The organism is Nonomuraea sp. KM90 (genome assembly GCF_052246675.1).
Classification (GTDB): Bacteria; Actinomycetota; Actinomycetes; order Streptosporangiales; family Streptosporangiaceae; genus Nonomuraea.
Map to the genome: position 1 here is coordinate 146283 of NZ_JBQQCB010000003.1, position 22271 is coordinate 168553.

The window sequence follows — 22271 nt, forward strand, 5'->3', positions numbered from 1 at the left end:
TTGCTAGTGCTTGGCTGCTTGGACCAGCTCTGTCAACATTCCTCCCACATCCTTGGGATGCAGGAACGCGATTTCCGAGCCCATCGATCCGTGCCTGGGACGCTCGTCCAGCAGTCTCACACCCTTCTCGTTGATCTTGGCCATGGCGGCCGCGACATCGGCCACCCCGAATGCCACGTGATGGACGCCTTCGCCCCGCCTAGCGAGGAATTTTCCCACAGGCGAGTCCTCGGAGAGAGGCTCCAGGAACTGAATGTAGGAGCCCCCACCTTCGCCGTCGGCGATGTGCAGCATGGCCTCCTTCACGCCCTGTTCCTCGTTCACCTCCCTGGCCACGACGGTCAGCTCGAACGTCCGCGAGAAGAACTCGATCTTCTCCTCGAGGTCGCGGCAGGCGATCCCGATGTGATCGATCCGCATGAACATGTGTGGCCTACCTCCATGGCGAGCGACGTCGTACTCGTGGGTATGGTGTCAAAGACCCGACGCGCGAGCACAGGAGGCCGTTGTCATGTCCAGTTCCGTCATCGTGGCCGGAGCTCGCACCCCCATCGGCAAGCTCCTCGGATCCCTCTCCGGCCTCCCGGCCGTCGAGCTCGGGGGCATCGCCATCAAGGCCGCCCTGCAGCGGGCCGGGGTCGCTCCGGAGGCGGTCGAGTACGTCATCATGGGCCAGGTCCTCCAGGCGGGCGCCGGCCAGATCCCCTCCCGCCAGGCCGCCGTCAAGGCCGGCATCCCGATGACCGTCCCCTCCATCACCATCAACAAGGTCTGCCTGTCGGGCCTCGACGCCATCGCCCTGGCCGACCAGCTCATCAGGGCGGGCGAGTTCGACATCGTGGTGGCCGGCGGCATGGAGTCCATGACCAACGCCCCCCACCTGCTGCCCGGCCTGCGCAAGGGCGTCAAGTACGGCGGCTCCGAGGTCGTCGACTCCATGGCCCACGACGGCCTGTTCTGCGCGTTCGACCAGTGCGCGATGGGCGAGTCGACGGAACGCTACAACGCCCGGCTGGGCATCGGCCGCGAGGAGCAGGACGCCCTGTCGGCCCGCTCCCATCAGCTCGCCGCCGCCGCCATCAAGAACGGCGTCTTCGAGGAGGAGATCGTCCCGGTGGAGATCCCGCAGCGCCGCGGGGAGCCGGTGGTCGTCAAGGAGGACGAGGGCGTACGCGGGGACACCACGGCCGAGACCCTCGCCAAGCTCCGCCCGGCCTTCGCCGCCGACGGCACGATCACCGCCGGCTCGGCCTCCCAGATCTCCGACGGAGCCTGCGCCGTGGTCGTCATGTCGAAGGCGAAGGCGGAGGAACTGGGCCTTCCGTGGCTGGCCGAGATCGGCCGGCACGGCAACGTGGCGGGCCCCGACGCGTCGCTGCAGTCGCAGCCCGCCAACGCCATCAAGCACGCCCTGGCCAAGCAGGGCGTCACGGCCGACGCCCTGGACCTCGTGGAGATCAACGAGGCCTTCGCCAGCGTGGTGCTCCAGTCGGCCAAGGAGCTCGGGATCCCGCTGGACAAGGTCAACGTCAACGGCGGCGGCATCGCCCTGGGACACCCGATCGGCGCGTCGGGGGCCCGGATCGTGCTGACCCTGGCGTACGAGCTGAAGCGCCGGGGCGGCGGGCTGGGCGCGGCCGGCCTCTGCGGCGGCGGCGGCCAGGGCGACGCCCTCCTCATCACCGTCCCCAAGCCCTGACCACAAGGGACGCTTCACCCGTCAGGATTCCTTCGACCCCCCGAAACCCGCACCACTCATTGCCTGGGTTACCGGCACGGCCCTCTCCGCCTGCCCCGCTCGGGCCTCGCCTCGATTGGGGGACCGTTCTCCGGGGGCTCGCGGCTTCGCCATGAGCCCCGGGGCGAGCGAGCTTCCAGTCCCTCACCCTCCCGGACGCTGACCGGCGTCACCTGTCCCCGAACCCTCGCCGGAACCGGCCGCCGCCCACTCATTCCTCATTGATCGTCTGGTCACCGCCGGCCTGGTAGATCCGCCCCTGCCCTGACGCCTCAGCCCGCATCTGCACGTTGGTCGCCCCGTCCCCCGTCGAGATGACGCCCGAATTGTCACCCCCGATGGCCACGGACCTCGACCCCGACGCCGAAACGTCCGGCTCGACCTCGGCCCCCTGGACAGGCTGGTCGCCCGCCCGATCACCGACCACCCCGTAGACGGCGATGACCAACCCGACCAGAGCGACGAACACCCCGATCACACTCGCGAGCTTGTCGGCATGCTCCAGCCCCACCCGCACGAAGTAGACGCCCAGTCCCGCCATGGCCACCACGGCGACCACGACCCCGCCCCACACCAGCCTGCGCTTGCGCATATCCGCATCATCAACCGCACGATGAGCGCGCACAACGCGAACGGCGATGTGCGCATCCTCGGCAACCGCTTCGCCGGGATGACATGACCGTCACCCGTGAGGAGATCGGTCTCAGGGACAAGCCTGTCATCACTCGGCGTAAACGAAGTGTTGCCATTACATCACTCTCCGTGTGCATAATGGAATCACACCCACCAGAAAGGCCCATCCGCCACAGAAACATCGTCAACTCCACACGCCTCGTCTCCTCTCCGAAAGCACCGGTTCGAGCGGAGGATCACGTCGATGTCCCCCGACCCCGGCCGCACAGTCCCCACGCGGTCGTTCGAGATGCCCATCCCCTACCAACCCGCCCCCGCCCGCCTGAGCCCCCATGCGGACGGCGCCCACGTGCACTCCCTCGCGTGGGCCCGGGGGATGGGGTTGTTCGACTGCGAGGACGGACGGGGGGAGCGGGTCTGGGACGAGGAGCGGTTCGACTCCATGCGGATCCCGCTGTTGGCGGCGTACTGCCATCCGGACGCCGCCCCCGAGAAGCTGAATCTGGTCTCCGACTGGTACGTGTGGATGTTCTGGTTCGACGACCACTTCGCCAGAACCTTCAAGCGGCCGGGCGCCCGGCAGCAGGCGAAGGAATACCTGGACAGGCTGCGGCGGTTCACGCCGGTCGGCTCCGCGGGCACGGCGTCCCCGGCGAACCCCGCGGAGCGCGGGCTGGCCGACCTCTGGGCGCGTACCCTCCCCGGCACGTCGACCGGCTGGCGGCGCAGGTTCGCCGGGAGCGCGCAGAGCCTCGTCCAGGGCTGCCTGCGCGAGCTGGAGAACATGCGGGACGGGCGGGTGCCCAACCCCATCGAGTACATCGGGCTGCGCCGCGCCTCGGGTGGCGCCCCCTGGGCGGCGGACCTGGTCGAGTACGCGATCGACGCCGAGGTGCCGGACCGGATCGCCGGTACGCGGCCGGTCCGGGTGCTGCGGGACACCTTCTCCGACGGCGTGCACCTGCTCAACGACCTCTATTCCTACCGGCGGGAGATCGAGGAGGAGGGCGAGGTCGACAACGGCGTCCTGGTGCTGGAGCGGTTCCTGCGCTGCGGCACCCAGGAGGCCGCCGACCGGGTGAACGACCTGCGCACGTCGCGGTTGCGGCAGTTCGAGAACACGGCGCTGACGGAGCTGCCGCCGGTGGTGGAGGAGTGCGGGGCGGATCCGGGCGAGAGGGGGAGGGTCGTCCGGTATGTGCAGGGGCTGCAGGACTGGCAGTCCGGGTCGTGCGAGTGGCATCGGCGGTCCAGCCGGTACGCGGCGTCCGAGCGGCCGCCGGTCGGCCGGGCGCCGGGCGCGCCGGCGGGGCTCGGGGTGCCGGCCTCCGCGCTGCGGTCCCCGAACGGGGTGACGCCGGGTTATCCCTTCCGGCTTCCCGCATTCGACATGCCGTGGAAAGTGAGCGTGAATCCGCACCACGCGGGAGCCCGGGCGGCGGGAAAGGCGTGGGCGTGCGAGATGGGGATCGTCGGGCCGCCGGGCGGCCTCTGGTCGGGCGAGAAGTACGACGCCATGGAATTCGCCAAGTGGTGTGCCATGACAAGCCCGTCGGCCGCGCCCGAATATCTGGAGCTGATGGCGCTCTGGTTCACCTGGGTGCTCGCGCTCGACGACTATTTCATCGCCGAATACAAGGCGCGCCGGGATGTCGTGGGCGCCCGGGTCTTCGTCGAGCGGCTGGCCTGTTTCATGCCGTTGGAAGGGGGCGAGCCGGTCCCGGGCAACTGTGTCGAGCGGGGGCTGGCCGACCTGTGGAGCAGGACGGCGGAACGGCTGCCGGCGGCGCGGCGGGAGGCGATCCGGCGCGAGGTGCTGCTGCTCGCCGCGGGCAATCTCTGGGAGATGGGCAACAGCGTGCTGCACCGGATCCCCGACCCGATCGACTACATCGAGATGTCACGGGTGGCGAAAGGGGTGGCGGGTCTCGGGGCCCGGCTGGTGCTGCTGGTCCAGCAGCTCGACATCTCCGAGGAATTGCTGGACAGCCGGTTGATGCGCGAGCTCGTGAACGCCTATGCCGACCATATCGACCTCACGAACGACATCATTTCCTACCGGCTGGAGACCGAGGCGGAAAGGCACCTCAACAACGGCGTCCTGGCCGTACGGAACTTTCTGCGCTGTGGCCTCCAGGAGGCCGTCGACATCGTCAACGACCAGCTCACCGCATGCGTGCAGAATTTCGAGCGCATCGCCGGGGAGGAACTGCCCGGAGACGCCGCCGACGTGGCGGCGTACGTCGAGAACCTGCGCCACTGGATGAGCGGCAACCTGGCCTGGCACGTCGGCAACAGCCGCTACGTCGACCTCGATCCCGTCGCCGGCGTCGTGCCCTTCCCCCGAGTGCTGTCGACCGGGCACGTGAGTGCGGCGCCCCCGCCGAGCGACCAGGGCATGCAGCGGCTCGCCGGGATGTAAAGAATTATGGACATGATGTCTGGATTGCTTTACATTATGCAGGCATGGCACCCGAAGAGAAACGCGCATGGGTCATGGTCGTGGTCTCCGCGGTCGCGTACCTGACGTACGTGGCGATCATCCTCGGCCGGGCGGGGGCCGTCCCGCTCGCCGAGGTGCCCTACGCGGCGACCCTGCTGTGGACCGTCGGCGCGGCGATCGTGGCGGGGATCGTGCTGCACATCGCGGTCACGCTGATCTGGCGCGACCAGATCGGCAAGAAGGACCGGCGCGACAAGGAGATCAACCGGTACGGCGAGTACACCGGGCAGTGGTTCCTCGTCGCGGGCGGGGTGGCGGCCATGGTCATGGCGATGGCCGAGCTGGACCACTTCTGGATCGCCAATGTGCTCTACCTGGCGTTCGTCCTGTCGTCCGTCCTGGGTTCCGTGCTGAAGATCATCGCCTACCGCCGGGGTCTGCCGTCATGGTGAAACCCACGAAGGTCACGAACTCGATCCGCGCCCTGCGTTTCGCGCACGGCGAGATGACGCAGGCGGAGCTGGCCGACCGCATCGGCGTGACCCGGCAGACGGTCATCGCGATCGAGCAGGGCCGCTACTCGCCCTCCCTGGAGATGGCGTTCCAGATCGCCAGGGTCTTCGGGGTGCCGCTCGACGACGTGTTCCAGTACCCGGACGGCTGAGGGTGAGCCCCACGCCCGGGTACGACGATGCCCCGGCCCACCAGGAATGGACCGGGGCTTCGTCACGCCACACTTCGGCCCGACCAGGAATTCGGACCTGAGTGTCGCCGCCCCCTAAGGGGGCATTTCAGCCCGGCCGCGAGGGAGGTTGCGGCCGGGCTGCTTGTGGACGGTCATGAGGCGAGGAGGCGGGCGAACACCGAGCGGTGGCGGCGCTCGGAAGGCCGGCTCTTGCTCGCCTCGCGGACGCGCCGCTGCTCGGCGGCGGCCTGCCGCAGCTCGGCGGCGTGGTGTTGCATGACGCTGTATTCGAGTTCGGCGTTCATCCGAGTGCTCCTTGGAGTCCTTGTGCGTTTCCCTGCACTCTCAAGACTCCGCCTAAGGCCCCCTCCGGCACATCGGGCGTATGCCTTATCTCCGGGCATAGGCGCAGATAGGGAGGTACTTAGGAGGGTGCACACGGCGCCTAAGGCGCAGGTGAGCACGCCTAAGGCTCGTCGGTGAACTTCACCGTGACCTTCGTGAAGCCGAGCGACCTGAGCATGCCCGACAGCATCGCCTTGGTGTTGGTGTCGGCCCGCGCGCGCAGGTCGCTCGCCACGGCCGCCTCGGTGATCTTCTTTTCGGCCAGGAGATAGAGCTCCCGCTGGTCCCCGGGCGAGCCCGACAGGAAGTCCTGCACCCGGTCGAGCAGGCCGCGCTGCTGCGCGAACACGTAGGAGCGGCTGTTGTCCAGGTTCGGCTTCTCCAGCTGGGCCCGCGGCAGGCGTATGGTGGCCTCGGTGCGGTCCTCCGAGACCGTCACCCCGTCCGTCGCCATCGCGGAGAAGTCGACATAGGCGTCCACCCCGCCCGCCCCGACGAACAGCGTGCGCGTGCCCTTGACCGCGTCGGGCAGGAAGTTGGCGTCCTTCTCCAGGTCAACGACCACCTGGAAGTTCCCCGTCGCCGCCTCGAACCTGCTCAGGTCCTTGATGGACTGCAGGAGCACCGGCTGGCTGCGGTCGATGGTCTGCTCGCCGAGCGGGTTGAGCCAGGACCAGGCCAGGCGGCCGCCCACCACGAGCAGGACCGCCAGGACCAGGAAACCCGCCACATATCGCCACCTGCGACGCCGCCCGGGGGTAACCTCGGGCAGCGTCGTTCGGGAAGTCGTCATGCGAGCATGACTACCCGGTGGTCGATCATCAGTGCCAGCCGTTTGGTGACATCTTCGGTCCCGAGCCGCCGCCGTGGCCGTGCGGCGCCGCCCCGCGCGAGTGCCCGCGCGGGGCGGCCCCGGGCCCGCCCGCCGACATATGCGCCGCCGGCGCAGAGCCCTTGGCCGGGACAGAGCCCTTGGATGCGACAGTGCCCTTGGACGGGACAGTGCCCTTGGACGGGACAGAGCTCTTGGCCGCGACGGTGCCCTTGGACGTCCCGGAACCGTCGGCCGTCCCGGTGCCCTCGACCCTCCCGGGAGCGGCTGAGGCTCCGGAATGATGGGCAGGGGCGCCGGGCTCCGCCGGCCTCCCGGCGCCACCGGGAGCTGCGGCCGCGCCGGGCGCGACGGAAGCGCTCGACGTGTCGGAGACCAGCATCGGCCAGCTCCTCCCCGACGTGTCGGGCGCCCAGCCCTCCGCCGGATCGGCCGGAGCCCACCCGGCGGAGGGCGCGTCCGTGGTCCAGCCGGTCTCCGGCGTCCGCGGCGCGGACCCCGATCCGGGCGTGTCCGGCGCCGAGTTGGCCGACGTGGTGCCGGACGGGTCCGGGTACACCGGGTAGACGTGGCTCGACTCCGGGGTCGGGCGCGCGGACGGCGCCACCTGGGCGTGTCCGGGCCCGCCGCCGAAGTGCGTGCTCGACAGCCTGCAGCCCTGGAAGTCGCTGTAGAACATGCGCAGCCACTCCCTGCGCTGGTGCTCGCTCAGCGAGGAGAACCACGCCGTCGCGTACTGGTGCTCGGGCAGCGGCGTTCCCGGCAGCGGCTCGCCGCGCAGCCAGGCCACCACGATCTGCCGGTAGCCCTCCGCGACCGTGCTCTGGCACCTGGGGGCCAGCGACTCGATGTACTCGTACGCGGCCTCCTCCGCGAACCCGGCCGACAGGTCGGGCACGTGCACCGGAGCCAGCCCGTTCGACGGCTTCAGCGCGTCGTCGAGCGGTCGCTGCTCCACCCGCGTGAACGCGGCGGGCGTGCCCGCCAGCCGGGAGGCGATCTGCGTGAACGCCGCTCCGAGCTCGGTCAGCCCCGCGCGCATCCCCGGATGCACGCACACCGTGATCGGCCACTCCTGGCAGCTGTACGCGATGTCCACGGCCGCGGCCGGCTTCGCCTGCGTCAGCACCCGCGACACGCCCATGCCCGCGGCCAGCACCGCCAGCAGCGCGCACGCCAGCACCAGGGCCTGCCTGGTCACCAGCGCCGCCCACCCGAGCAGCAGCGCCGCCGTGATGCCGAGCAGCCAGATCGTCTGGTCGAAGAACGGCGCCCCGTTCAACCCCTGGAACAGGTCGTACGGCTCCCCGGTCCCCGGCGCCAGCTTGTCAGCCCACCCGCGGTCGTCGGCCAGCCAGGAGAACAGCCCGTAGCAGGCCAGCCCGGCGATCGGCGGTGTGTACGGCCGCGGCAGCACCCAGCCGGCCACCCACCCGATCACCGAGTACAGCGCCAGCCCCGCCATGCCCATGCCCAGCCCCGACAGGCTGAGCCGGCCCGCCTGGTCGGTGAGCACCGTCTTGACGGCGAGCACCAGCACCGTGGCCCCGAACGACCCCAGCACCACCACCACGATCGCCAGCGGCGCCTTGAGCGCCCGCCACGTCGTGAGCGAACGGCCGCGCAGCGCCCGGCGCTTGCGCAGGGCCACCCAGGCGGCGAAGGCGGCCGCCACCGGCCCGGTCAGCCGGAGCGAGCCGATGACCGCGGCCACGATGTTCTCCCACGCGTCTACGCCAGGGATCAGGACGTTCCACGCCGCGACCAGGCCGACAGCCAGCAGTACGGCAACCGTCACGGCCGCGCTGTGCTTCAGCTCCTCTCGTGAAACGCCCGCGTGCTCACGCACCCTTTTTCCCGTTGAAGTTCATCAAGCACCCCCCGTGCCCCTCGGCAAGGCGGAAAGCCGATCGGTCCGAACCCGTCCCCACAGGCCCTTGGACTTGGCATCCGCGTCACCATACGTACGAGAACCATAACTGAGCGTGATGATTGATGTCCGTATTCTTGGTCAAGCGAAGAGGCCTGTCGCGGAGAGTAATCAGACGAACCGGGACGACCGGCGCGCTACCGTAGCGCTGTGTCGCAGCCGAAGCCGCTCAACCTGCCGTTCGATCCCATCGACCGCGCCGCGGAGAGCTGGCGCGCTCACTTCGGACCTTCCGCCGCCATGGCCGCCGTTACCTCGATCATGAGAGCGCATCAGATCCTGCTGTCGCAACTTGACTCGCTCCTGAAGCCATACGACTTGACCTTCGCCAGATACGAGGCCCTGGTCCTGTTGACCTTCAGCAAGACCGGCGCGCTCCCGCTGTCCAAGATCGGCGAACGGCTCATGGTCCACCCCACCAGCGTCACGAACACGGTGGACAGGCTGGAGAAGTCCGGGTTCGTCTGCCGGCTGCCGAATCCCCGCGACGGCCGCGGCGTGCTGGCCGAGATCACCCCTGCGGGCAGAGAGGTCGTGAGCCGCGCCACCGCCGACCTGATGGCGGCCGAATTCGGCCTCACGATGTACGCCGAGGACGAACTCCACCAGATGTTCGACCAGTTGCGCACCCTTCGCGTGGCGGCGGGTGACTTCCCGGCCTCGTCCATGCGGCAAGATGAAGGGCATGGCGGACTTCTCTAAGCCCGGGTCACTCTACGGAGCTATCGACCTGGGCGCGCGCAAGCAGGCACTGGAGGCGCAGGCCCGGCGGGACGCGGCAGGTCCCCAGGCGGCCTCCTCGGCCTCGGTCGTCGACGTGACCGAGGAGACGTTCACTACCGACGTCATCGACCGGTCCATGACGGTGCCCGTCGTCCTCGACCTCTGGTCTCCACGGGCGCCGGGCAGCGCCCAGCTCAGCCCGGTGCTGGAGAAGGTGGTCGGCGACCTGGGCGGCAAGGCGATCCTGGCCAAGGTCAACGTCGACGCCAGCCCGCAGATCGCCCAGGCGCTGCGGGTGCAGGCGGTGCCGACCGTGCTGGCGATCTTCCAGGGCCAGGCCGTGACCGGCTTCCAGCAGGTCCTGCCGGAGCAGGAGGTGCGCCGGTGGCTCGACGAGCTCATGGGCGCGGTCGAGCAGTTCTACCAGGCCAACCCCGACGCCCGGCCGCAGGCGGGGCCCGGTGAGCCGGAGGCGCCCGCGGGGCCGCCGGCCGACCCCGACCTGGTGGCGGCCGAGCAGGCCATCGAGGCCGGCGACCTGGACGCGGCGATCGAGGCCTACCAGCGGCTGCTGGCCCGCGCGCCGGGCGACGAGGACGCCAAGATGGGGCTCGCGGGCGTCAACCTGATCAAGCGCACGGCCGACGCCGACCCCGCCGACGTGCAGCGGCGCCTGCAGGATCCGGCCGACATCGACGCCCAGCTCCTCGCGGCCGACCTGGAGATGATGTCCGGCTCGGTGGACGAGGCGTTCGCCCGGGTCATCGCCGTGGTCAAGCGCACCTCGGGTGACGAACGCGACCGGGTCAGGCGACACCTGCTCGGACTTTTCGACGCGTTGCCCGCCGAAGACCCATCTTTGGCGAAAGCACGTAGAGCATTGGCGAGCGCCCTGTTCTAACCTGGGAATATGCGGGTCGTCACAATATCGGCGACATACGGCACGGCCGGCAGCCAGATCGGCCCGGCCGTGGCCGAGCGACTCGGCGTGCCCTTCGTCGACCGTGCCATCCCCAGTGCCGTGGCCCAGGAGCTGGGCTGCACGCTGGAGGAGGCGCTGGCCCACGACGACCGCGCCGAACACGGCCTCGGGCGGCTGTTCTCGGGCGCCATGCGGCTGCCGACGGTCACGTTCGGGGGCGTGGACATGTACGTCCCGGGCGCGCTGCCGCTCGCGCCCGAGGAGTTCGTCCGCCGTACCGAGCGCATGCTCAAGGACATGGCCCGCAACCAGGGCGGCGTTTTCCTGGGCCGGGCGGGGGCGGTGGTGCTGGCCGACCATCCCGGCGCGCTGCACGTCAGGCTCGACGCCCCGGTCAAGCGCAGGATCCGGCAGACGGCCACGCTGGGGGAGCTCAGCGAGCGCGAGGCCCGCCGGATCATCGAGGACAACGACCGGGCCAGGACCGCCTACGTACGCCACTTCTACCGCGCCGATCCCGGGGATCCCTGTCAATATCATCTGGTCCTCGACAGCACCACGATTCCGGTCGTCACCTGCGTCGAGCTGATCGTCCTGGCAGCCGAGGCACTGGATTGACCAAACGCCCCCTAACATGGGAGGCATTCTTGGTCAGTCCCGAAGGAGCGATTGACGTGGCGACCGTCCCGAGTGTGTCGTACTCCATCACCGTGCGTCTCGAGGTGCCGGCCGGCGGCAAGGCCGTCAGCCAGCTCACCCACGCCGTAGAGTCGGCAGGGGGCGTCGTGACCGCCCTCGACGTCACGAACGCGGGGCACGAGAAGCTCCGCATCGACGTCACGTGCGCGGCGAGGGACACCGACCACGCCCAGGCCATCGTCGACCAGCTCGAGGCCGTCGAGGGCGTCGTCATCCACAAGGTGTCCGACCGCACGTTCCTCATGCATCTCGGTGGCAAGATCGAGATGAAGTCCAAGGTGCCGCTGCGCAACCGTGACGAGCTGTCCATGGCCTACACGCCGGGCGTGGCGCGGGTGTCGATGGCGATCGCGCGCAACAAGGAGGACGCCCGGCGCCTGACCATCAAGCGCAACACCGTGGCCGTCGTCACCGACGGCTCGGCGGTGCTGGGGCTGGGCAACATCGGGCCGGAGGCGGCGCTCCCGGTCATGGAGGGCAAGGCGGCGCTGTTCAAGCGGTTCGCGGGCATCGACGCTTGGCCGATCTGCCTGGACACGCAGGACGTCGACGAGATCGTGCGCACGGTGCAGGTGATCGCGCCCGGGTTCGGCGGGATCAACCTGGAGGACATCGGGGCGCCGCGCTGCTTCGAGGTGGAGCGGCGGCTGCGCGAGCTGCTCGACATCCCGGTCTTCCACGACGACCAGCACGGCACCGCGATCTGCGTGCTGGCCGCGCTCACCAACGCCCTGCGCGTGGTGAACAAGAACATCGAGAACGTCAAGATCACCATGGCGGGTGCCGGCGCGGCGGGCAACGCCGTGCTGCGGCTGCTGCTGGCGGCCGGGGCGCGCAACGTGATCGTGTGCGACTACCTGGGGGCCGTGCACAAGGGCCGCGACGACCTGGACGAGTCGCTGCAGTGGATCGCCGACCACACCAACACCGAGGGCTACTCCGGCGACCTGCGCGGGGCGGTCAAGGGTGCCGACGTGTTCGTGGGGGTCTCCGCGCCGGGCATCCTGGTCGGTGACGACATCGCCACGATGGCCGACGACGCGGTGGTGTTCGCGCTGGCCAACCCCGAGCCCGAGGTGTCGCCCGATGACGCCCGCGAGCACGCGGCCGTGGTGGCCACGGGGCGCTCCGACTACCCCAACCAGATCAACAACGTGCTGGCCTTCCCCGGGGTGTTCCGCGGGCTGCTGGACGCGCAGGCCGGTGGGGTGACGCAGGAGATGCTGCTGGCCGCCGCCGGCGCGCTGGCAGCGGTCGTCACGCCCGAGGAGCTGGGCCCCAACTACATCGTCCCGAGCGTGTTCCACCCCGACGTGGCCACAGCGGTGGCGGCGGCGGTCCGCGAGTCCGCCGGCGGCCGGGCACGCGGCTTCACCGAGGCGTAGAAGTCCAGGGCGTAGAAGTCCAGGGCGTAGTAGTCCAGGGCGTAGAAGTCCGAGGCCCGGATAGTCCGGAGCGTAGGAGTCCCAGGCGTAGTAGTCCGGGGCGTAGAAGTTCGGGACGTAGAGGCCCGAGGCCCGGGAGTCTCTTACGGCGTCGAGTTCGGCGCCGGGGTGGTGATCGCGGGCATCAGGCGATAGCTCTCCTGGAAGACCAGGTTGTGGGCGTCGCCTGCCGCGATCACCCGTAGCGTGTCGAGCTGGCCGGCGGCGTCCGCCTCGTCGAAGACGTTGAGCGGCCAGTCGCCGACCGTGTTGCCCCGCAGGTGCGGATGGTGGAAGTCGCGGCCGTAGTGGGCCACCACCGCGATCGGCTGGACGTGGCTCGCCCGCTGCTCGGGCCAGGTCAGCGACCACATCGCGTTGAGGCCGCCCTCCTGCGACCTGGTGACCCCGCTGGCCACCACCTCCCCGGTGCCGAGCAGCAGATCGGCGTTGGCCTCGTCGAGCGCCGCGCGCGCCACCGGGTCCAGGAGCTCGACGGCCCGGACGAACACGCGCTCCTTGTCGTCGCGCGTGACGGCCCGGCCGTGGTCGCCGTCGCGCAGGTCACAGAAGTGCCTGAGCAGGGCTTCGTTCATCGGAGTTGGAGTACGCATGCCTACCCCCTTCCCCGATCAGGGTCAGGTGAGCAGGCCCTCTATCCGGGTTCGGATCTCGGGCGTGTCGAGGCCGCGTACGGTGAGGGTCGTGCGGCGGCGTACGACGTCGTCCACCGTGGCCGCCCACTCGTGGTCGCGGGCGTAGACCGCCTGCGCCCAGATGTCCGGCCCGTCCGGATGGATGCGCTCCCCGAGCGCGGGATCCTCGCGGATGAGCCGGGCCAGGTCGAACGCGATCGAGCCGTAGTGCGTGGCCAGGTGCCGGGCGATCAGGGGGTCCATGCGCGTGCCCGGGTCGCGGTCGGTCCACAGCCGCATGGCCACCGCGTCGGGGCTGGCCAGGCCGGGCAGCGGCACGGCGGGCAGGATGTCGGCCAGGTCGTCGCCCAGCGGCAGCCCCGGGAGGTGGGCCAGGGTGTCGAGGACGTGCTTGCCGATGTGGCGGTAGGTCGTCCACTTCCCGCCGGCCACCGACAACATACCGCCCGAGCCGCTGGTCAGCACCGTCTCCCGCTTGGCCGCCGTCACCTGCCCGGGGCCGCCGGGCAGCACCCGCAGGCCGGCGAAGGCGTAGGTGATGTCCTCGCGCCTGAGCTGGGAGTCGCGTACGGCGTGCCCGGCCTCGTCGAGGATCTGCGTGATGTCGGCCTCGGTGGCGGCCACCGCGCCCGGATCGCCCTCGTACGCCTCGTCCGTCGTCCCCAGCAGCAGGTGGTCCTCCCACGGGATGGCGAACGACACCCGGTACTTGTCGATCGGCGTGGTCAGGGCCGCCTTCCACGGCTCGTGCCGGCGCAGGACCAGGTGGGCGCCCTTGGACAGGCGGATGCTCGGGGCCGCGTCCGGGTCCTCCATGCGCCGCAGGTGGTCCACCCACGGGCCGGTGGCGTTCAGGACGAGCCGGGCGGACACGCCGAACTCCGTGCCGTCGAGCCGGTCGCGCAGCTCGGCGCCCGTCACGCTGCCGGCCGTCTTGCGCAGCCCGACGACCTCGGCGTGGTTGAGCACGATCGCGCCCGCGTCCACGGCGGCGCGTACGGTCATGACCGCGACGCGGCTGTCGTTCATCTGGTGGTCGCCGTAGACGGCGGCGGCCCGCAGCCCCTCCGTGCGCAGCGCGGGCACCTTGGCCAGCGCCTGGTGCGGTGTGATCACCTTGCCCATGCCGTCGCCGAACACCGACAGCGCCGAGTACAGGAACACGCCCGCGCCCAGCTTGGCGGCCCCGTGCGGCCCGCCCTTGTAGATCGGCACCAGGAACGTCAGCGGCTTGACCAGGTGCGGCGCGATGTCGCCGGCCAGGGCGCGGCGCTCGCGGTGGTTCTCCGCCACCAGCCTGACGTTGCCGGTCTGCAGGTAGCGCAGGCCGCCGTGGACGAGCTTGGAGGAGGCGCTGGAGGTCGCGCCAGCGAAGTCGCCCGCGTCGACCATCGCCACCCGCAGTCCCGCCTGGGCGGCCATCCAGGTCACCGACGTGCCGAGGATGCCGCCGCCGATCACGAGCAGGTCGTAGGTGGTGCCGGCCAGCTCGTGGCGGATCTCCGCCCGATCGGCGCCGATCGTGGTCCTCATTGCCACACTCCCTACTGCTCGACCCAGTCGAGGGTCCGGGCCACGGCCTTCTTCCAGTTGCGGTATTCGCGCTCGCGTACGGACTCGTCGATCGCGGGGCGCCACTCGGCGGCCTTGTGCCAGTTGACGCGCAGGCTGTCGAGGTCGGGCCAGTAGCCGGTCGCCAGCCCGGCGGCGTACGCGGCGCCCAGCGCGGTGGTCTCGGCCACCATCGGCCGGATCACCGGCACGGCGAGCACGTCGGCCAGCGTCTGCATGAGCAGGTTGTCGGCGGTCATGCCGCCGTCGGCGCGCAGCGTCGTCAGGTCGAGCCCCGAGTCGGCGTTCATCGCGTCGACCACCTCGCGCGTCTGCCAGGCCGTGGCCTCCAGCACGGCGCGCGCGATGTGCCCCTTGTTCACGAACCCGGTCAGCCCCGCGATCACCCCGCGCGCGTCCGACCGCCAGTGCGGCGCGAACAACCCCGAGAAGGCCGGTACGAAGTAGCAGCCGCCGTTGTCGTCCACCGTCTTGGCCAGCGTCTCGATCTCGGCGGCGCTGGAGATCAGCCCCAGGTTGTCGCGCAGCCACTGCACCAGGGAGCCGGTGACCGCGATGGCGCCCTCCAGCGCGTACGTGGCCGGCCCGGCGCCGATCTGGTAGCCGACGGTGGTCAGCAGGCCGTGCTTGGAGACGACGGGCTCCTGGCCGGTGTTCATCAGCAGGAAGCTGCCCGAGCCGTAGGTGCTCTTGGTCTCACCGGGCGCGAAGCAGGTCTGCCCGAACAGCGCCGCCTGCTGGTCGCCGAGCGCCGAGGCCACCGGGACGCCGGCGGAGGTGCGGCCGTAGACCTCGGCGGACGGGCGGATCTCGGGGAGCATCGCGCGCGGCACGCCCATCGCGGCCAGCAGCTCGTCGTCCCAGGCCAGCGTGTGGATGTTCATGAGCATCGTGCGGCTGGCGTTGGTCACGTCGGTGATGTGGCGGCCCGTGAGGTTCCACAGCAGCCAGCTGTCCATCGTGCCGAACAGCACCTCGCCGCGCTCGGCCCGCTCGCGCAGCTCGTACGCGTCCAGCAGCCAGCGGATCTTCGGCCCGGAGAAGTAGGTCGCCAGCGGCAGCCCGGCCCGCTCCTTGAACAGCCCTTCGTGCTCGGCCAGCGCGTGGGTGAGCGCGTCGGTGCGGGTGTCCTGCCAGACGACGGCCGGGCAGACCGGGCGGCCGGTGGCCCGGTCCCACAGCACGGTGGTCTCGCGCTGGTTGGTGATGCCCAGCGCGGCGATCTGGCCGTCCTCGATGCCGGCGCCGCTCACCGCCTCGGCCAGCACGCCCTGCACGGCCTGCCAGATCTCGTCGGCGTCGTGCTCCACCCAGCCCGGCTTGGGGAAGATCTGGCGGTGCTCGCGCTGGGCGACGGAGATGATGTTGCCGGCCTGGTCGAAGACGATGCACCGGCTGGACGTGGTGCCCTGGTCGATGGCTGCGACGTAGTGCGGTCGAGGCACTGGGGTTCCTCGCAAGGGCTCATGGTTCGACAATGCCGAACGAATGGTATTTGGTCGCCGGGGTGCTGTTCAAGTGTCATCTGGCGAGGTCGCGGGTGATGGCGCGGGCCGCGTCGCGTACGTAGGAGACGAACTCCATGGGCAGGTCGCCGCCGGGAGCCAGGCGCTCGACGGCGCCCCGGATGCCGATGGCGCCCACCACGAGGCCGCGCGGGTCCTTGATGGGTGCGGCGATGGCCACCTCGCCCTCCGTCAGCTCCTCCATCTCCGCCGCCCACCCGCGCGCCCTGACCTGGTCGAGCTCCGCCTCCAGCTCCACCGGGTTGACCAGCGTGCGCTTGGTGTGCGGCTGCAGCGGCGTGGCGAGCGACTCCCCGTAGGGGTCGAAGGCGAGCAGGACCTTGCCCAGCGCGCTGGCGTGCGTCGGCAGGTATGTGCCCACCTGCAGCGTCTGCATGCTGTCGTCCGGCCGGAACACGTGGTGGATCACCAGGACGTGGCCCTCGTGCAGGGTCCCGATCCAGGCGCTCTCCCTGCTGCGCCCGGCCAGCGCGTCGGCCCAGTTGATCGAGCGGGTGCGCAGCTCGTTGACGTCGAGGTAGCTGCTGCCCAGGTGGAGCAGCGTGGCGCCGAGGCGGTACTTCCCCGTCGTCTGGTCCTGTTCGACGAACCCCACGTGGACCAGGGTGCGCAGGATGCCGTGCAGCGTGCCCTTGGGCAGGCCCAGCGCCCTGGCCAGCTCGGCGACCCCGAGCAGGCGGGGACCGGAGGCGAGCAGCCGCAGGATCGCGGCCGCCCGTTCGACCGACTGAATCGTCTCTCCCACAACGGGCACCATAGCGCAGTCTGGTTCGGTATTGCCGAACACTGCGGGACCAAACCCACTATTGGCCCGGCGGCGTTGTGAGCGGTCCCCCTACAATGGCGCCAGAGGTGAACCCGGCAGGCACCAACGCCCCCGTTCGACCCCAGCGCACGAGTCCGGAGCGGCCATTCCGCGAGCAGCGGGAGCCCCGGCAGGCATGACGATGGCGGCGGCGAGTCCCCCGGATCGCCCCTGCCCACGCAACACACCCCCCCCGGCGAGGCCGCCAGGCCCTCCCGCGAGCGAGGAGAGCCCGAGCAGCGCCCCCACGACCGGCACCGACCGCTGGGCCGGCGGCACGCCATCATTTAATGGAACCTATGTTTCGTTAAGATGCAGCGACGAGGAGACTAGATGGACCAACCTTCCCGTTCGGCGGGAACCGTGCGGCCCGGAGGCCGCACTGCCAGGGTGCGCGCGGCCGTCCTGGAGGCCACCCAGGACGAGCTGGTCGAGCACGGCTTCCACGGCCTGACCATGGATCAGGTCGCGGCCAGGGCGGGCGTCGGCAAGACGACGGTCTACCGGCGCTGGGGGAGCAGGGCCGGCCTGGTGGCCGACCTCATGACCGAGCTGGCCAACCAGTCCACGCCCTACGCCGACACGGGCGGCATCGAGGGTGACCTGCGGGCCAACGCGTTCTCCGTGCTGGAGGCGCTCAACGACGGCCGCCTCGGGTCCACCTTCCAGGCGGTGATCGCCGCGGCCACCAGCGACGAGCAGGCCGCGCAGGCGCTGCGCGCCTTCTACCTGCGGCGCATCGAGGAATGGGCCAACGTCGTGGACCTGGCCGTCAAGCGGGGCGAACTGCCCGAGGGGACCGACGGCGGGGAGGTGATCCGGGCGATCTCTGCGCCGCTCTACTACCGGCTGGTCGTCACCAGGGAACCGGTGACGAGGGAGACCGCCGAGCGGTCCGTCGCGCGCACGCTGGCCGCCGCTCGGGCGGGAGCGTTCGTCGTGCCGGATTCGGCTGGTTGACCGCGTCCAGTTGCTGAACGGGTGCGAAAAGTAACATCGGGGCACTGGGGGAGCGCGCACCCCCACTGAGCCTTCATGATGGAGGTATGGCGGAAGCGATCTACGTCGGCGGTTTGTTGGTGGCGACGCCGCTTCTCGACGACCCCAACTTCCGGCGTAGCGTCGTGCTGATTCTCGAACACGACCACGACGGCGGCACCCTGGGCGTCGTGCTCAACCGGCCGAGCGACATCTCGGTGACCCAGGTGCTGCCCGTGTGGGACCCGCTGGTCACGGGGCCGTCGGTGCTGTTCGAGGGCGGGCCCGTACAGACGGACAGCGCGCTGGCGCTGGCGGCGGTCCCGAGCGGCGAGGAGCCGCTCGGCTGGCGCCGGCTGCACGCGGGCACCGACGCGGTGGCCCGGCTGGGCACGGTGGATCTGGACGCGCCGCCCGAGATCCTGCAAGGGGAGATCGCGCAGATGCGCATCTTCGCGGGCTACGCGGGGTGGACGTCGGGACAGCTGGAGAGCGAGATAGCCGAGGGCGCCTGGTACGTCGTCGACTCCGAGGTCGGCGACACCTTCCACGCGGATCCGGCCTCGCTGTGGCGGCACGTGCTCCGGCGCCAGCGCGGCGAGCTGGCGTTCGTGGCGACCTGCCCGGACGATCCGACGATGAACTGACGCCGGAGATCCCGGCCCGCGAGCTAGTGCCGGAGGTCCCAGCCCGGCCGCAGCGAGCGCTCGGCCAGCTCGATGCTCTCCGCCATCCGGTGCGTGACCTCGCTCATCGTGCCGTCGCGGCGCGGGCACTCGAGGCCGACGCGCATGGTGGACATCGCGAACCCCACGATCAGGTGGGACAGCTGGTCGTGGTCGGGGTCCACGCCCCTGCGGGCGGCGATCACCTCGGCCACCTCGCGCTCGGTCTCCGCGCCCTTGGCCACCGACAGGCCGACCAGGCGAGGGTGCTCGTCCATCAACCGGCGCAGCTTCAGGAACCTCTCCGCGTCCTCGGGCGCCGAACCCGCGACATCCGCCAGGACGGCACGCAGCGCGTGCATGAGTGAGGTGAACGGCGGCTCGTCCTGCGGGCGGCTCGCCAGGGTCTCCAGCATGATCGCCTTGCCGTGCTCGTGGAACCACAGCACCAGGTGATCCTTGTTGGCGAAGTAACGGAAGAAGGTGCGGGGGGAGATCTCGACGGCCCCCGCTATCTGCTCGACCGTGGTCAACTCGTATCCTTGTTCGACGAACAGGTCGAGCGCCGCGTCGAGGATCGCCAGGCGCGTCTTCTCCTTCTTGCGTTCCCGCAGACCCACTGTGGACACTCCCTCGAAACCCTTCTGACACAGTGTGCCATAAGTCATAGGACGACGATTAAAAGTCGGTTGTCATATGGCATCGACTGCCATAGATTACCGGAGGCTTACGAGGTCTATGCCCCGGTGTGGGGCTGTATGTGTATTTAGGGGGACTACATGGTTCACGCGAAGGCGGTCGACGCGCCGTCATCGCCCGACCCGATCAAGCCGGGGACCGGGGGAAATCCGTGGCTTGTGCTGCTGGCGGTCAGTCTCGGCGTCATCATGGTGATGCTCGACGGCACGGTGGTGGGCATCGCCAACCCGGTCATCCAGGTCGACCTGAAGGCTTCGCTGTCGGACCTGCAGTGGGTGACCAGTGGTTATCTCCTGGCGCTGGCGGTCTTCCTGATCACCGCGGGCAAGCTGGGTGACCTGTTCGGGCACAAGCGCGTCTTTCTCATCGGTGTGGCCGGCTTCGCGGTCTCCTCGGTGGGCATCGGTCTCAGCGCCGAGCTGGCCGACATCATTCCCGGTGTCTCGCCGGTCGGCGCGCTGATCGGCCTGCGCGTGCTGCAGGGCCTGTTCGGCGCGTTGCTGCAGCCCGCCGCGCTGGCGCTGCTGCGTGCGGCGTTCCCCGGCGAGAAGCTGAACCAGGCGATGGGCGCGTGGGGTGCGATCATCGGTCTGTCCAGCGCCGCCGGCCCGATCGTGGGCGGCGTGCTGGTCGAGAAGGTGAGCTGGGAGTCGGTCTTCTTCATCAACGCGCCCGTCGGCGTCGTCGCCCTGGTCATGGGCATCCTCCTGATCAAGGAGAACCGCTCGCAGACGCTGGCGCGCATCGACTGGCTCGGCGTGGTGCTGCTGTCCGGCGCGATGTTCTCGCTGGTCTGGACGATCATCAAGGCTCCCGAGTGGGGCTGGGGCGACAGCACGACGCTGACCTTCGTGGCCGCGTTCGTGGTGCTGATCGGCGCGTTCATCTTCTGGCAGAGCAGGGCCAGGCAGCCGCTGGTGCCGCTGTCGCTGTTCGCGAACCGCTCCATCTCCATCGGCACCTTCCTGATGATGATGGTCGCGTTCGCCATGTTCGGCGCGATGTTCTTCCTGGGCTTCTTCTTCCAGGGCGTGCACGGGCTGACCCCGCTGGAGGCCGGTCTGCGCATGCTGCCGATGAGCGCCGGCATGATCGTCGCCTCGCCGCTGGCGGGCATGGCGATCGGCAGGCTCGGACCGAAGATCACGATGGCCGCCGGTCTGCTGATCACCGCGCTGGCGATGTTCCTCATGTCCCAGCTGAGCATCGACGCCTCGTTCATCGAGAGCGGCATCCCGTTCGTGCTGCTGGCCTTCGGCCTCTCGCCGGTCTTCGTGGGCGCCACGGAGATCATCGTGGGCAACGCGCCGGTGGAGCTGAGCGGTGTCGCGGGTGGTCTGCAGCAGTCGGCCATGCAGGTCGGCGGCGCGCTCGGCACCGCGATCCTGGGCGCCGTGATGGCCGCCGAGATCTCCAGCAAGCTGCCCGGCTACCTCGGCCCGGCGACGCAGGCGATCCCGCCCGCCCAGAGGGCCGGGCTGGAGGAGGCCGCCTCCTTCGGCGTGGCGCCTCCCGGGCTGCCGCAGCAGATCACCGACGCCGTGCACCACTCGTTCATGGACGGCATGCACCTCGCCTTCCTGGTGAGCACCTGCATCGCGGTGCTGACCGCCGGGCTGACGTTGTTCGTCAAGTCCGGGCGGAAGACCGAGGGCGCGCCGGTCCACATGGGCTGACCAGGGCTCTCCGTACGGCCTCCGCTCACCGGGCGGGGGCCGTACCGCTGTTCGGGGTCGCGGGCGGGCATAAACTCAATGGGGTGAGCACGAAGATCCTCCCAGAGCAGGAGACCACTCCGCGGACGTCGCACGGCGATGGCGATCACGAGCGGTTCGCCCACTACGCGGACAAGCACAAGATCACCGAGAGCATGGTGACCGGCACGCCCATCCGCGCGCTGTGCGGCAAGGTCTGGGTGCCCAGCCGCGACCCCAAGAAATACCCGGTCTGCCCGGAGTGCAAGGAGATCTACGAGGGCCTGCCCCAGGGCGGCGACGGTGACGGCGACAAGCAGTGAGTGTTGCTGAGCGGTAATCCCGCTGCGTGGAGCTACGGTCTGTAGCCAGACCAGCTCAAATCGTAGTGAGGGGACCGCATGGCCCGGCGTGTGACCGCCGTCTCGTTGGCATGCCTGCTCGCGGCCGGGTTCCTCCCGCCGCCCCGGGCCGGCGCCGACCAACTTTCGGCAGGCTGTGCGCGACACGCGCCACGAACACCCGGGCCACGCTCGCCCAAGCCGGAAGACGTGTCCAAGGTCATGGCCGAGCTCGACAGGCGGCTCGCCGGGGTCACGCCACCGACCCGGATCACCGTCCCCACCCGGGTGCACGTCCTCTCCCGCGGCTCTGACGGCAAGGTCTCCGACGAGGCGGTCAGGGCCCAGATCGACGCGCTCAACTCCGCGTACGGCGGCGCCTTCGGCGGCGTCGACACCGGCGTGCGCTTCCGGCTCGACGCCATCTCGGTCAAGGAGGAGTCCTCCTGGTTCGCCGACCCCGTCGCCCACGAGAAGGCCATGAAGAACGCGCTGCACGAGGGCGGGGCCGGCACGCTCAACCTGTACATCGCCCAGCTCAGCGAGCTCATGCTGGGCTTCGCCAGCTACCCCTACTGGTACGCGGACGCCCCCGGCCTCGACGGCGTGGTGATCGACTGGCGCAGCCTGCCCGGCGGCGCGATGACCAACTACAACCGCGGCTTCACCGGCGTGCACGAGATCGGGCACTGGCTGGGGTTGTTCCACACGTTCGAGAACGGCTGCGCGGCCCCCGGCGACGGCATCGACGACACGCCGCCCGAGGCCAGGCCGACCGAGGCGTGCCCGCAGGACAAGGACACCTGCACCGCGCACAAGGGCAAGGACCCGGCGCACAACTACATGGACTACGCCCACGACCGGTGCATGTGGGAGTTCACGCAGGGGCAGGCAGATCGCATGCACGAGATGTGGGCGGCGTACCGCGACACGGCGGCTGCCTAGATTTCCGGCAAATTAC

At 70.0% G+C, this 22271-nt stretch carries 23 protein-coding genes; 13 read left to right on the top strand and 10 right to left on the bottom strand.

Translation table 11 applies throughout. The features are described 5' to 3' along the window. Nucleotides 1-3: 3 nt before the first annotated feature. Nucleotides 4-426: a methylmalonyl-CoA epimerase gene (gene mce, locus ACTWPW_RS05110; protein WP_443168073.1), complete on the bottom strand. Its 423-nt coding sequence runs from the start codon at nt 424-426 to the stop codon at nt 4-6. An 85-nt stretch (nt 427-511) separates the two neighbouring features. Between mce and ACTWPW_RS05115 the strand changes: the two genes are divergently transcribed. Further along, nucleotides 512-1699, top strand: a complete 1188-nt coding sequence (locus ACTWPW_RS05115; RefSeq protein WP_364114449.1) for an acetyl-CoA C-acetyltransferase — start codon at nt 512-514, stop codon at nt 1697-1699. A gap of 250 nt (nt 1700-1949) precedes the next feature. Here ACTWPW_RS05115 and ACTWPW_RS05120 read toward each other — a convergent pair whose 3' ends face one another. Beyond that, nucleotides 1950-2330: a hypothetical protein gene (locus tag ACTWPW_RS05120; protein WP_443168074.1), complete on the bottom strand. Its 381-nt coding sequence runs from the start codon at nt 2328-2330 to the stop codon at nt 1950-1952. 285 nt (nt 2331-2615) lie between these two features. Between ACTWPW_RS05120 and ACTWPW_RS05125 the strand changes: the two genes are divergently transcribed. The 3 genes from ACTWPW_RS05125 to ACTWPW_RS05135 are packed head-to-tail and all read left to right on the top strand — an operon-like array spanning nt 2616 to nt 5478. Further along, on the top strand, nt 2616-4793 hold the full coding sequence (locus ACTWPW_RS05125; RefSeq protein WP_443168075.1) for a terpene synthase family protein: 2178 nt from the start codon (nt 2616-2618) through the stop codon (nt 4791-4793). 44 nt (nt 4794-4837) lie between these two features. After that, nucleotides 4838-5266, top strand: a complete 429-nt coding sequence (locus ACTWPW_RS05130) for a hypothetical protein (RefSeq protein ID WP_375114931.1) — start codon at nt 4838-4840, stop codon at nt 5264-5266. Next, nucleotides 5260-5478, top strand: a complete 219-nt coding sequence (locus tag ACTWPW_RS05135; protein WP_364114460.1) for a helix-turn-helix transcriptional regulator — start codon at nt 5260-5262, stop codon at nt 5476-5478. Before ACTWPW_RS05130 ends, ACTWPW_RS05135 begins: the two co-directional genes overlap by 7 nt. Before the next feature lie 173 nt (nt 5479-5651). On the opposite strand, the gene ACTWPW_RS05140 is transcribed toward ACTWPW_RS05135, so the two are convergent. The 3 genes from ACTWPW_RS05140 to ACTWPW_RS05150 form a co-directional block, all read right to left on the bottom strand. After that, nucleotides 5652-5804: a hypothetical protein gene (locus ACTWPW_RS05140; protein ID WP_375114932.1), complete on the bottom strand. Its 153-nt coding sequence runs from the start codon at nt 5802-5804 to the stop codon at nt 5652-5654. 161 nt (nt 5805-5965) lie between these two features. Next, on the bottom strand, nt 5966-6637 hold the full coding sequence (locus tag ACTWPW_RS05145; protein WP_443168076.1) for a DUF4230 domain-containing protein: 672 nt from the start codon (nt 6635-6637) through the stop codon (nt 5966-5968). 28 nt (nt 6638-6665) lie between these two features. Further along, nucleotides 6666-8474 carry a hypothetical protein gene (locus tag ACTWPW_RS05150; protein ID WP_443168077.1) on the bottom strand — a complete coding sequence of 603 codons (1809 nt, stop codon included), beginning with the start codon at nt 8472-8474 and terminating at the stop codon, nt 6666-6668. Nucleotides 8475-8756: 282 nt separating this feature from the next. On the opposite strand from ACTWPW_RS05150, the gene ACTWPW_RS05155 reads away from it, so the two are divergent. From ACTWPW_RS05155 to ACTWPW_RS05170, 4 genes are read left to right on the top strand one after another with little or no spacing between them, the layout of a single operon-like run. Beyond that, nucleotides 8757-9308 carry a MarR family winged helix-turn-helix transcriptional regulator gene (locus tag ACTWPW_RS05155; RefSeq protein ID WP_443168078.1) on the top strand — a complete coding sequence of 184 codons (552 nt, stop codon included), beginning with the start codon at nt 8757-8759 and terminating at the stop codon, nt 9306-9308. Next, nucleotides 9292-10230, top strand: coding sequence for a tetratricopeptide repeat protein (locus tag ACTWPW_RS05160; RefSeq protein ID WP_443168079.1), 939 nt, complete (start codon nt 9292-9294; stop codon nt 10228-10230). The genes ACTWPW_RS05155 and ACTWPW_RS05160 overlap by 17 nt, the downstream gene beginning before the upstream one ends. 9 nt (nt 10231-10239) lie before the next feature. Further along, a complete protein-coding gene (locus ACTWPW_RS05165; protein WP_364114472.1) occupies nt 10240-10869 on the top strand; it encodes a cytidylate kinase-like family protein in 630 nt (209 codons plus the stop codon). Between the two features lie 56 nt (nt 10870-10925). Next, nucleotides 10926-12335, top strand: coding sequence for an NAD-dependent malic enzyme (locus ACTWPW_RS05170; protein WP_364114474.1), 1410 nt, complete (start codon nt 10926-10928; stop codon nt 12333-12335). A 143-nt stretch (nt 12336-12478) separates the two neighbouring features. Here ACTWPW_RS05170 and ACTWPW_RS05175 read toward each other — a convergent pair whose 3' ends face one another. The 4 genes from ACTWPW_RS05175 to ACTWPW_RS05190 form a co-directional block, all read right to left on the bottom strand. After that, complete coding sequence (locus ACTWPW_RS05175; RefSeq protein WP_375114937.1) at nt 12479-12988, bottom strand: hypothetical protein; 510 nt, start codon at nt 12986-12988, stop codon at nt 12479-12481. 24 nt (nt 12989-13012) lie between these two features. Then, a complete protein-coding gene (locus tag ACTWPW_RS05180) occupies nt 13013-14563 on the bottom strand; it encodes a glycerol-3-phosphate dehydrogenase/oxidase (protein WP_364114478.1) in 1551 nt (516 codons plus the stop codon). Between the two features lie 11 nt (nt 14564-14574). Further along, nucleotides 14575-16047 carry a glycerol kinase GlpK gene (gene glpK, locus ACTWPW_RS05185; RefSeq protein WP_375114939.1) on the bottom strand — a complete coding sequence of 491 codons (1473 nt, stop codon included), beginning with the start codon at nt 16045-16047 and terminating at the stop codon, nt 14575-14577. A gap of 76 nt (nt 16048-16123) precedes the next feature. Beyond that, on the bottom strand, nt 16124-16885 hold the full coding sequence (locus tag ACTWPW_RS05190; RefSeq protein WP_443168080.1) for an IclR family transcriptional regulator: 762 nt from the start codon (nt 16883-16885) through the stop codon (nt 16124-16126). 381 nt (nt 16886-17266) lie between these two features. On the opposite strand from ACTWPW_RS05190, the gene ACTWPW_RS05195 reads away from it, so the two are divergent. Together ACTWPW_RS05195 and ACTWPW_RS05200 are read left to right on the top strand one after the other, a co-directional pair. Then, nucleotides 17267-17893, top strand: coding sequence for a TetR/AcrR family transcriptional regulator (locus ACTWPW_RS05195; protein WP_375114941.1), 627 nt, complete (start codon nt 17267-17269; stop codon nt 17891-17893). A gap of 86 nt (nt 17894-17979) precedes the next feature. Beyond that, a complete protein-coding gene (locus tag ACTWPW_RS05200; protein WP_364114486.1) occupies nt 17980-18558 on the top strand; it encodes a YqgE/AlgH family protein in 579 nt (192 codons plus the stop codon). A 23-nt stretch (nt 18559-18581) separates the two neighbouring features. Here the strand turns inward: ACTWPW_RS05200 and ACTWPW_RS05205 are convergent, their stop codons facing one another. Then, a complete protein-coding gene (locus ACTWPW_RS05205; protein ID WP_443168081.1) occupies nt 18582-19205 on the bottom strand; it encodes a TetR family transcriptional regulator in 624 nt (207 codons plus the stop codon). 150 nt (nt 19206-19355) lie between these two features. Between ACTWPW_RS05205 and ACTWPW_RS05210 the strand changes: the two genes are divergently transcribed. From ACTWPW_RS05210 to ACTWPW_RS05220, 3 genes are all read left to right on the top strand, one after another. Further along, the gene (locus ACTWPW_RS05210) at nt 19356-20951 is read left to right on the top strand and encodes an MFS transporter (RefSeq protein WP_443168082.1); all 1596 of its coding nucleotides are present in this window, start codon (nt 19356-19358) and stop codon (nt 20949-20951) included. A gap of 83 nt (nt 20952-21034) precedes the next feature. Next, on the top strand, nt 21035-21292 hold the full coding sequence (locus ACTWPW_RS05215) for a DUF3039 domain-containing protein (protein ID WP_043616197.1): 258 nt from the start codon (nt 21035-21037) through the stop codon (nt 21290-21292). 228 nt (nt 21293-21520) lie between these two features. Next, entirely contained in the window at nt 21521-22255 is a 735-nt protein-coding gene (locus ACTWPW_RS05220) for a zinc metalloprotease (protein WP_375114944.1), read from the top strand. Nucleotides 22256-22271 lie beyond the last annotated feature (16 nt).

Excerpts from the sequence above, each read along its gene's own strand:
- mce (WP_443168073.1), bottom strand. The coding sequence starts at position 426 with ATGTTCATGCGGATCGATCACATCGGGATCGCCTGCCGCGACCTCGAG.
- ACTWPW_RS05115 (WP_364114449.1), top strand. The coding sequence starts at position 512 with ATGTCCAGTTCCGTCATCGTGGCCGGAGCTCGCACCCCCATCGGCAAG.
- ACTWPW_RS05120 (WP_443168074.1), bottom strand. The coding sequence starts at position 2,330 with ATGCGCAAGCGCAGGCTGGTGTGGGGCGGGGTCGTGGTCGCCGTGGTG.
- ACTWPW_RS05125 (WP_443168075.1), top strand. The coding sequence starts at position 2,616 with ATGTCCCCCGACCCCGGCCGCACAGTCCCCACGCGGTCGTTCGAGATG.
- ACTWPW_RS05130 (WP_375114931.1), top strand. The coding sequence starts at position 4,838 with ATGGCACCCGAAGAGAAACGCGCATGGGTCATGGTCGTGGTCTCCGCG.
- ACTWPW_RS05135 (WP_364114460.1), top strand. The coding sequence starts at position 5,260 with ATGGTGAAACCCACGAAGGTCACGAACTCGATCCGCGCCCTGCGTTTC.
- ACTWPW_RS05140 (WP_375114932.1), bottom strand. The coding sequence starts at position 5,804 with ATGAACGCCGAACTCGAATACAGCGTCATGCAACACCACGCCGCCGAG.
- ACTWPW_RS05145 (WP_443168076.1), bottom strand. The coding sequence starts at position 6,637 with ATGACGACTTCCCGAACGACGCTGCCCGAGGTTACCCCCGGGCGGCGT.
- ACTWPW_RS05160 (WP_443168079.1), top strand. The coding sequence starts at position 9,292 with ATGGCGGACTTCTCTAAGCCCGGGTCACTCTACGGAGCTATCGACCTG.
- ACTWPW_RS05165 (WP_364114472.1), top strand. The coding sequence starts at position 10,240 with ATGCGGGTCGTCACAATATCGGCGACATACGGCACGGCCGGCAGCCAG.
- ACTWPW_RS05175 (WP_375114937.1), bottom strand. The coding sequence starts at position 12,988 with ATGCGTACTCCAACTCCGATGAACGAAGCCCTGCTCAGGCACTTCTGT.
- ACTWPW_RS05180 (WP_364114478.1), bottom strand. The coding sequence starts at position 14,563 with ATGAGGACCACGATCGGCGCCGATCGGGCGGAGATCCGCCACGAGCTG.
- ACTWPW_RS05190 (WP_443168080.1), bottom strand. The coding sequence starts at position 16,885 with ATGGTGCCCGTTGTGGGAGAGACGATTCAGTCGGTCGAACGGGCGGCC.
- ACTWPW_RS05195 (WP_375114941.1), top strand. The coding sequence starts at position 17,267 with ATGGACCAACCTTCCCGTTCGGCGGGAACCGTGCGGCCCGGAGGCCGC.
- ACTWPW_RS05200 (WP_364114486.1), top strand. The coding sequence starts at position 17,980 with ATGGCGGAAGCGATCTACGTCGGCGGTTTGTTGGTGGCGACGCCGCTT.
- ACTWPW_RS05210 (WP_443168082.1), top strand. The coding sequence starts at position 19,356 with ATGGTTCACGCGAAGGCGGTCGACGCGCCGTCATCGCCCGACCCGATC.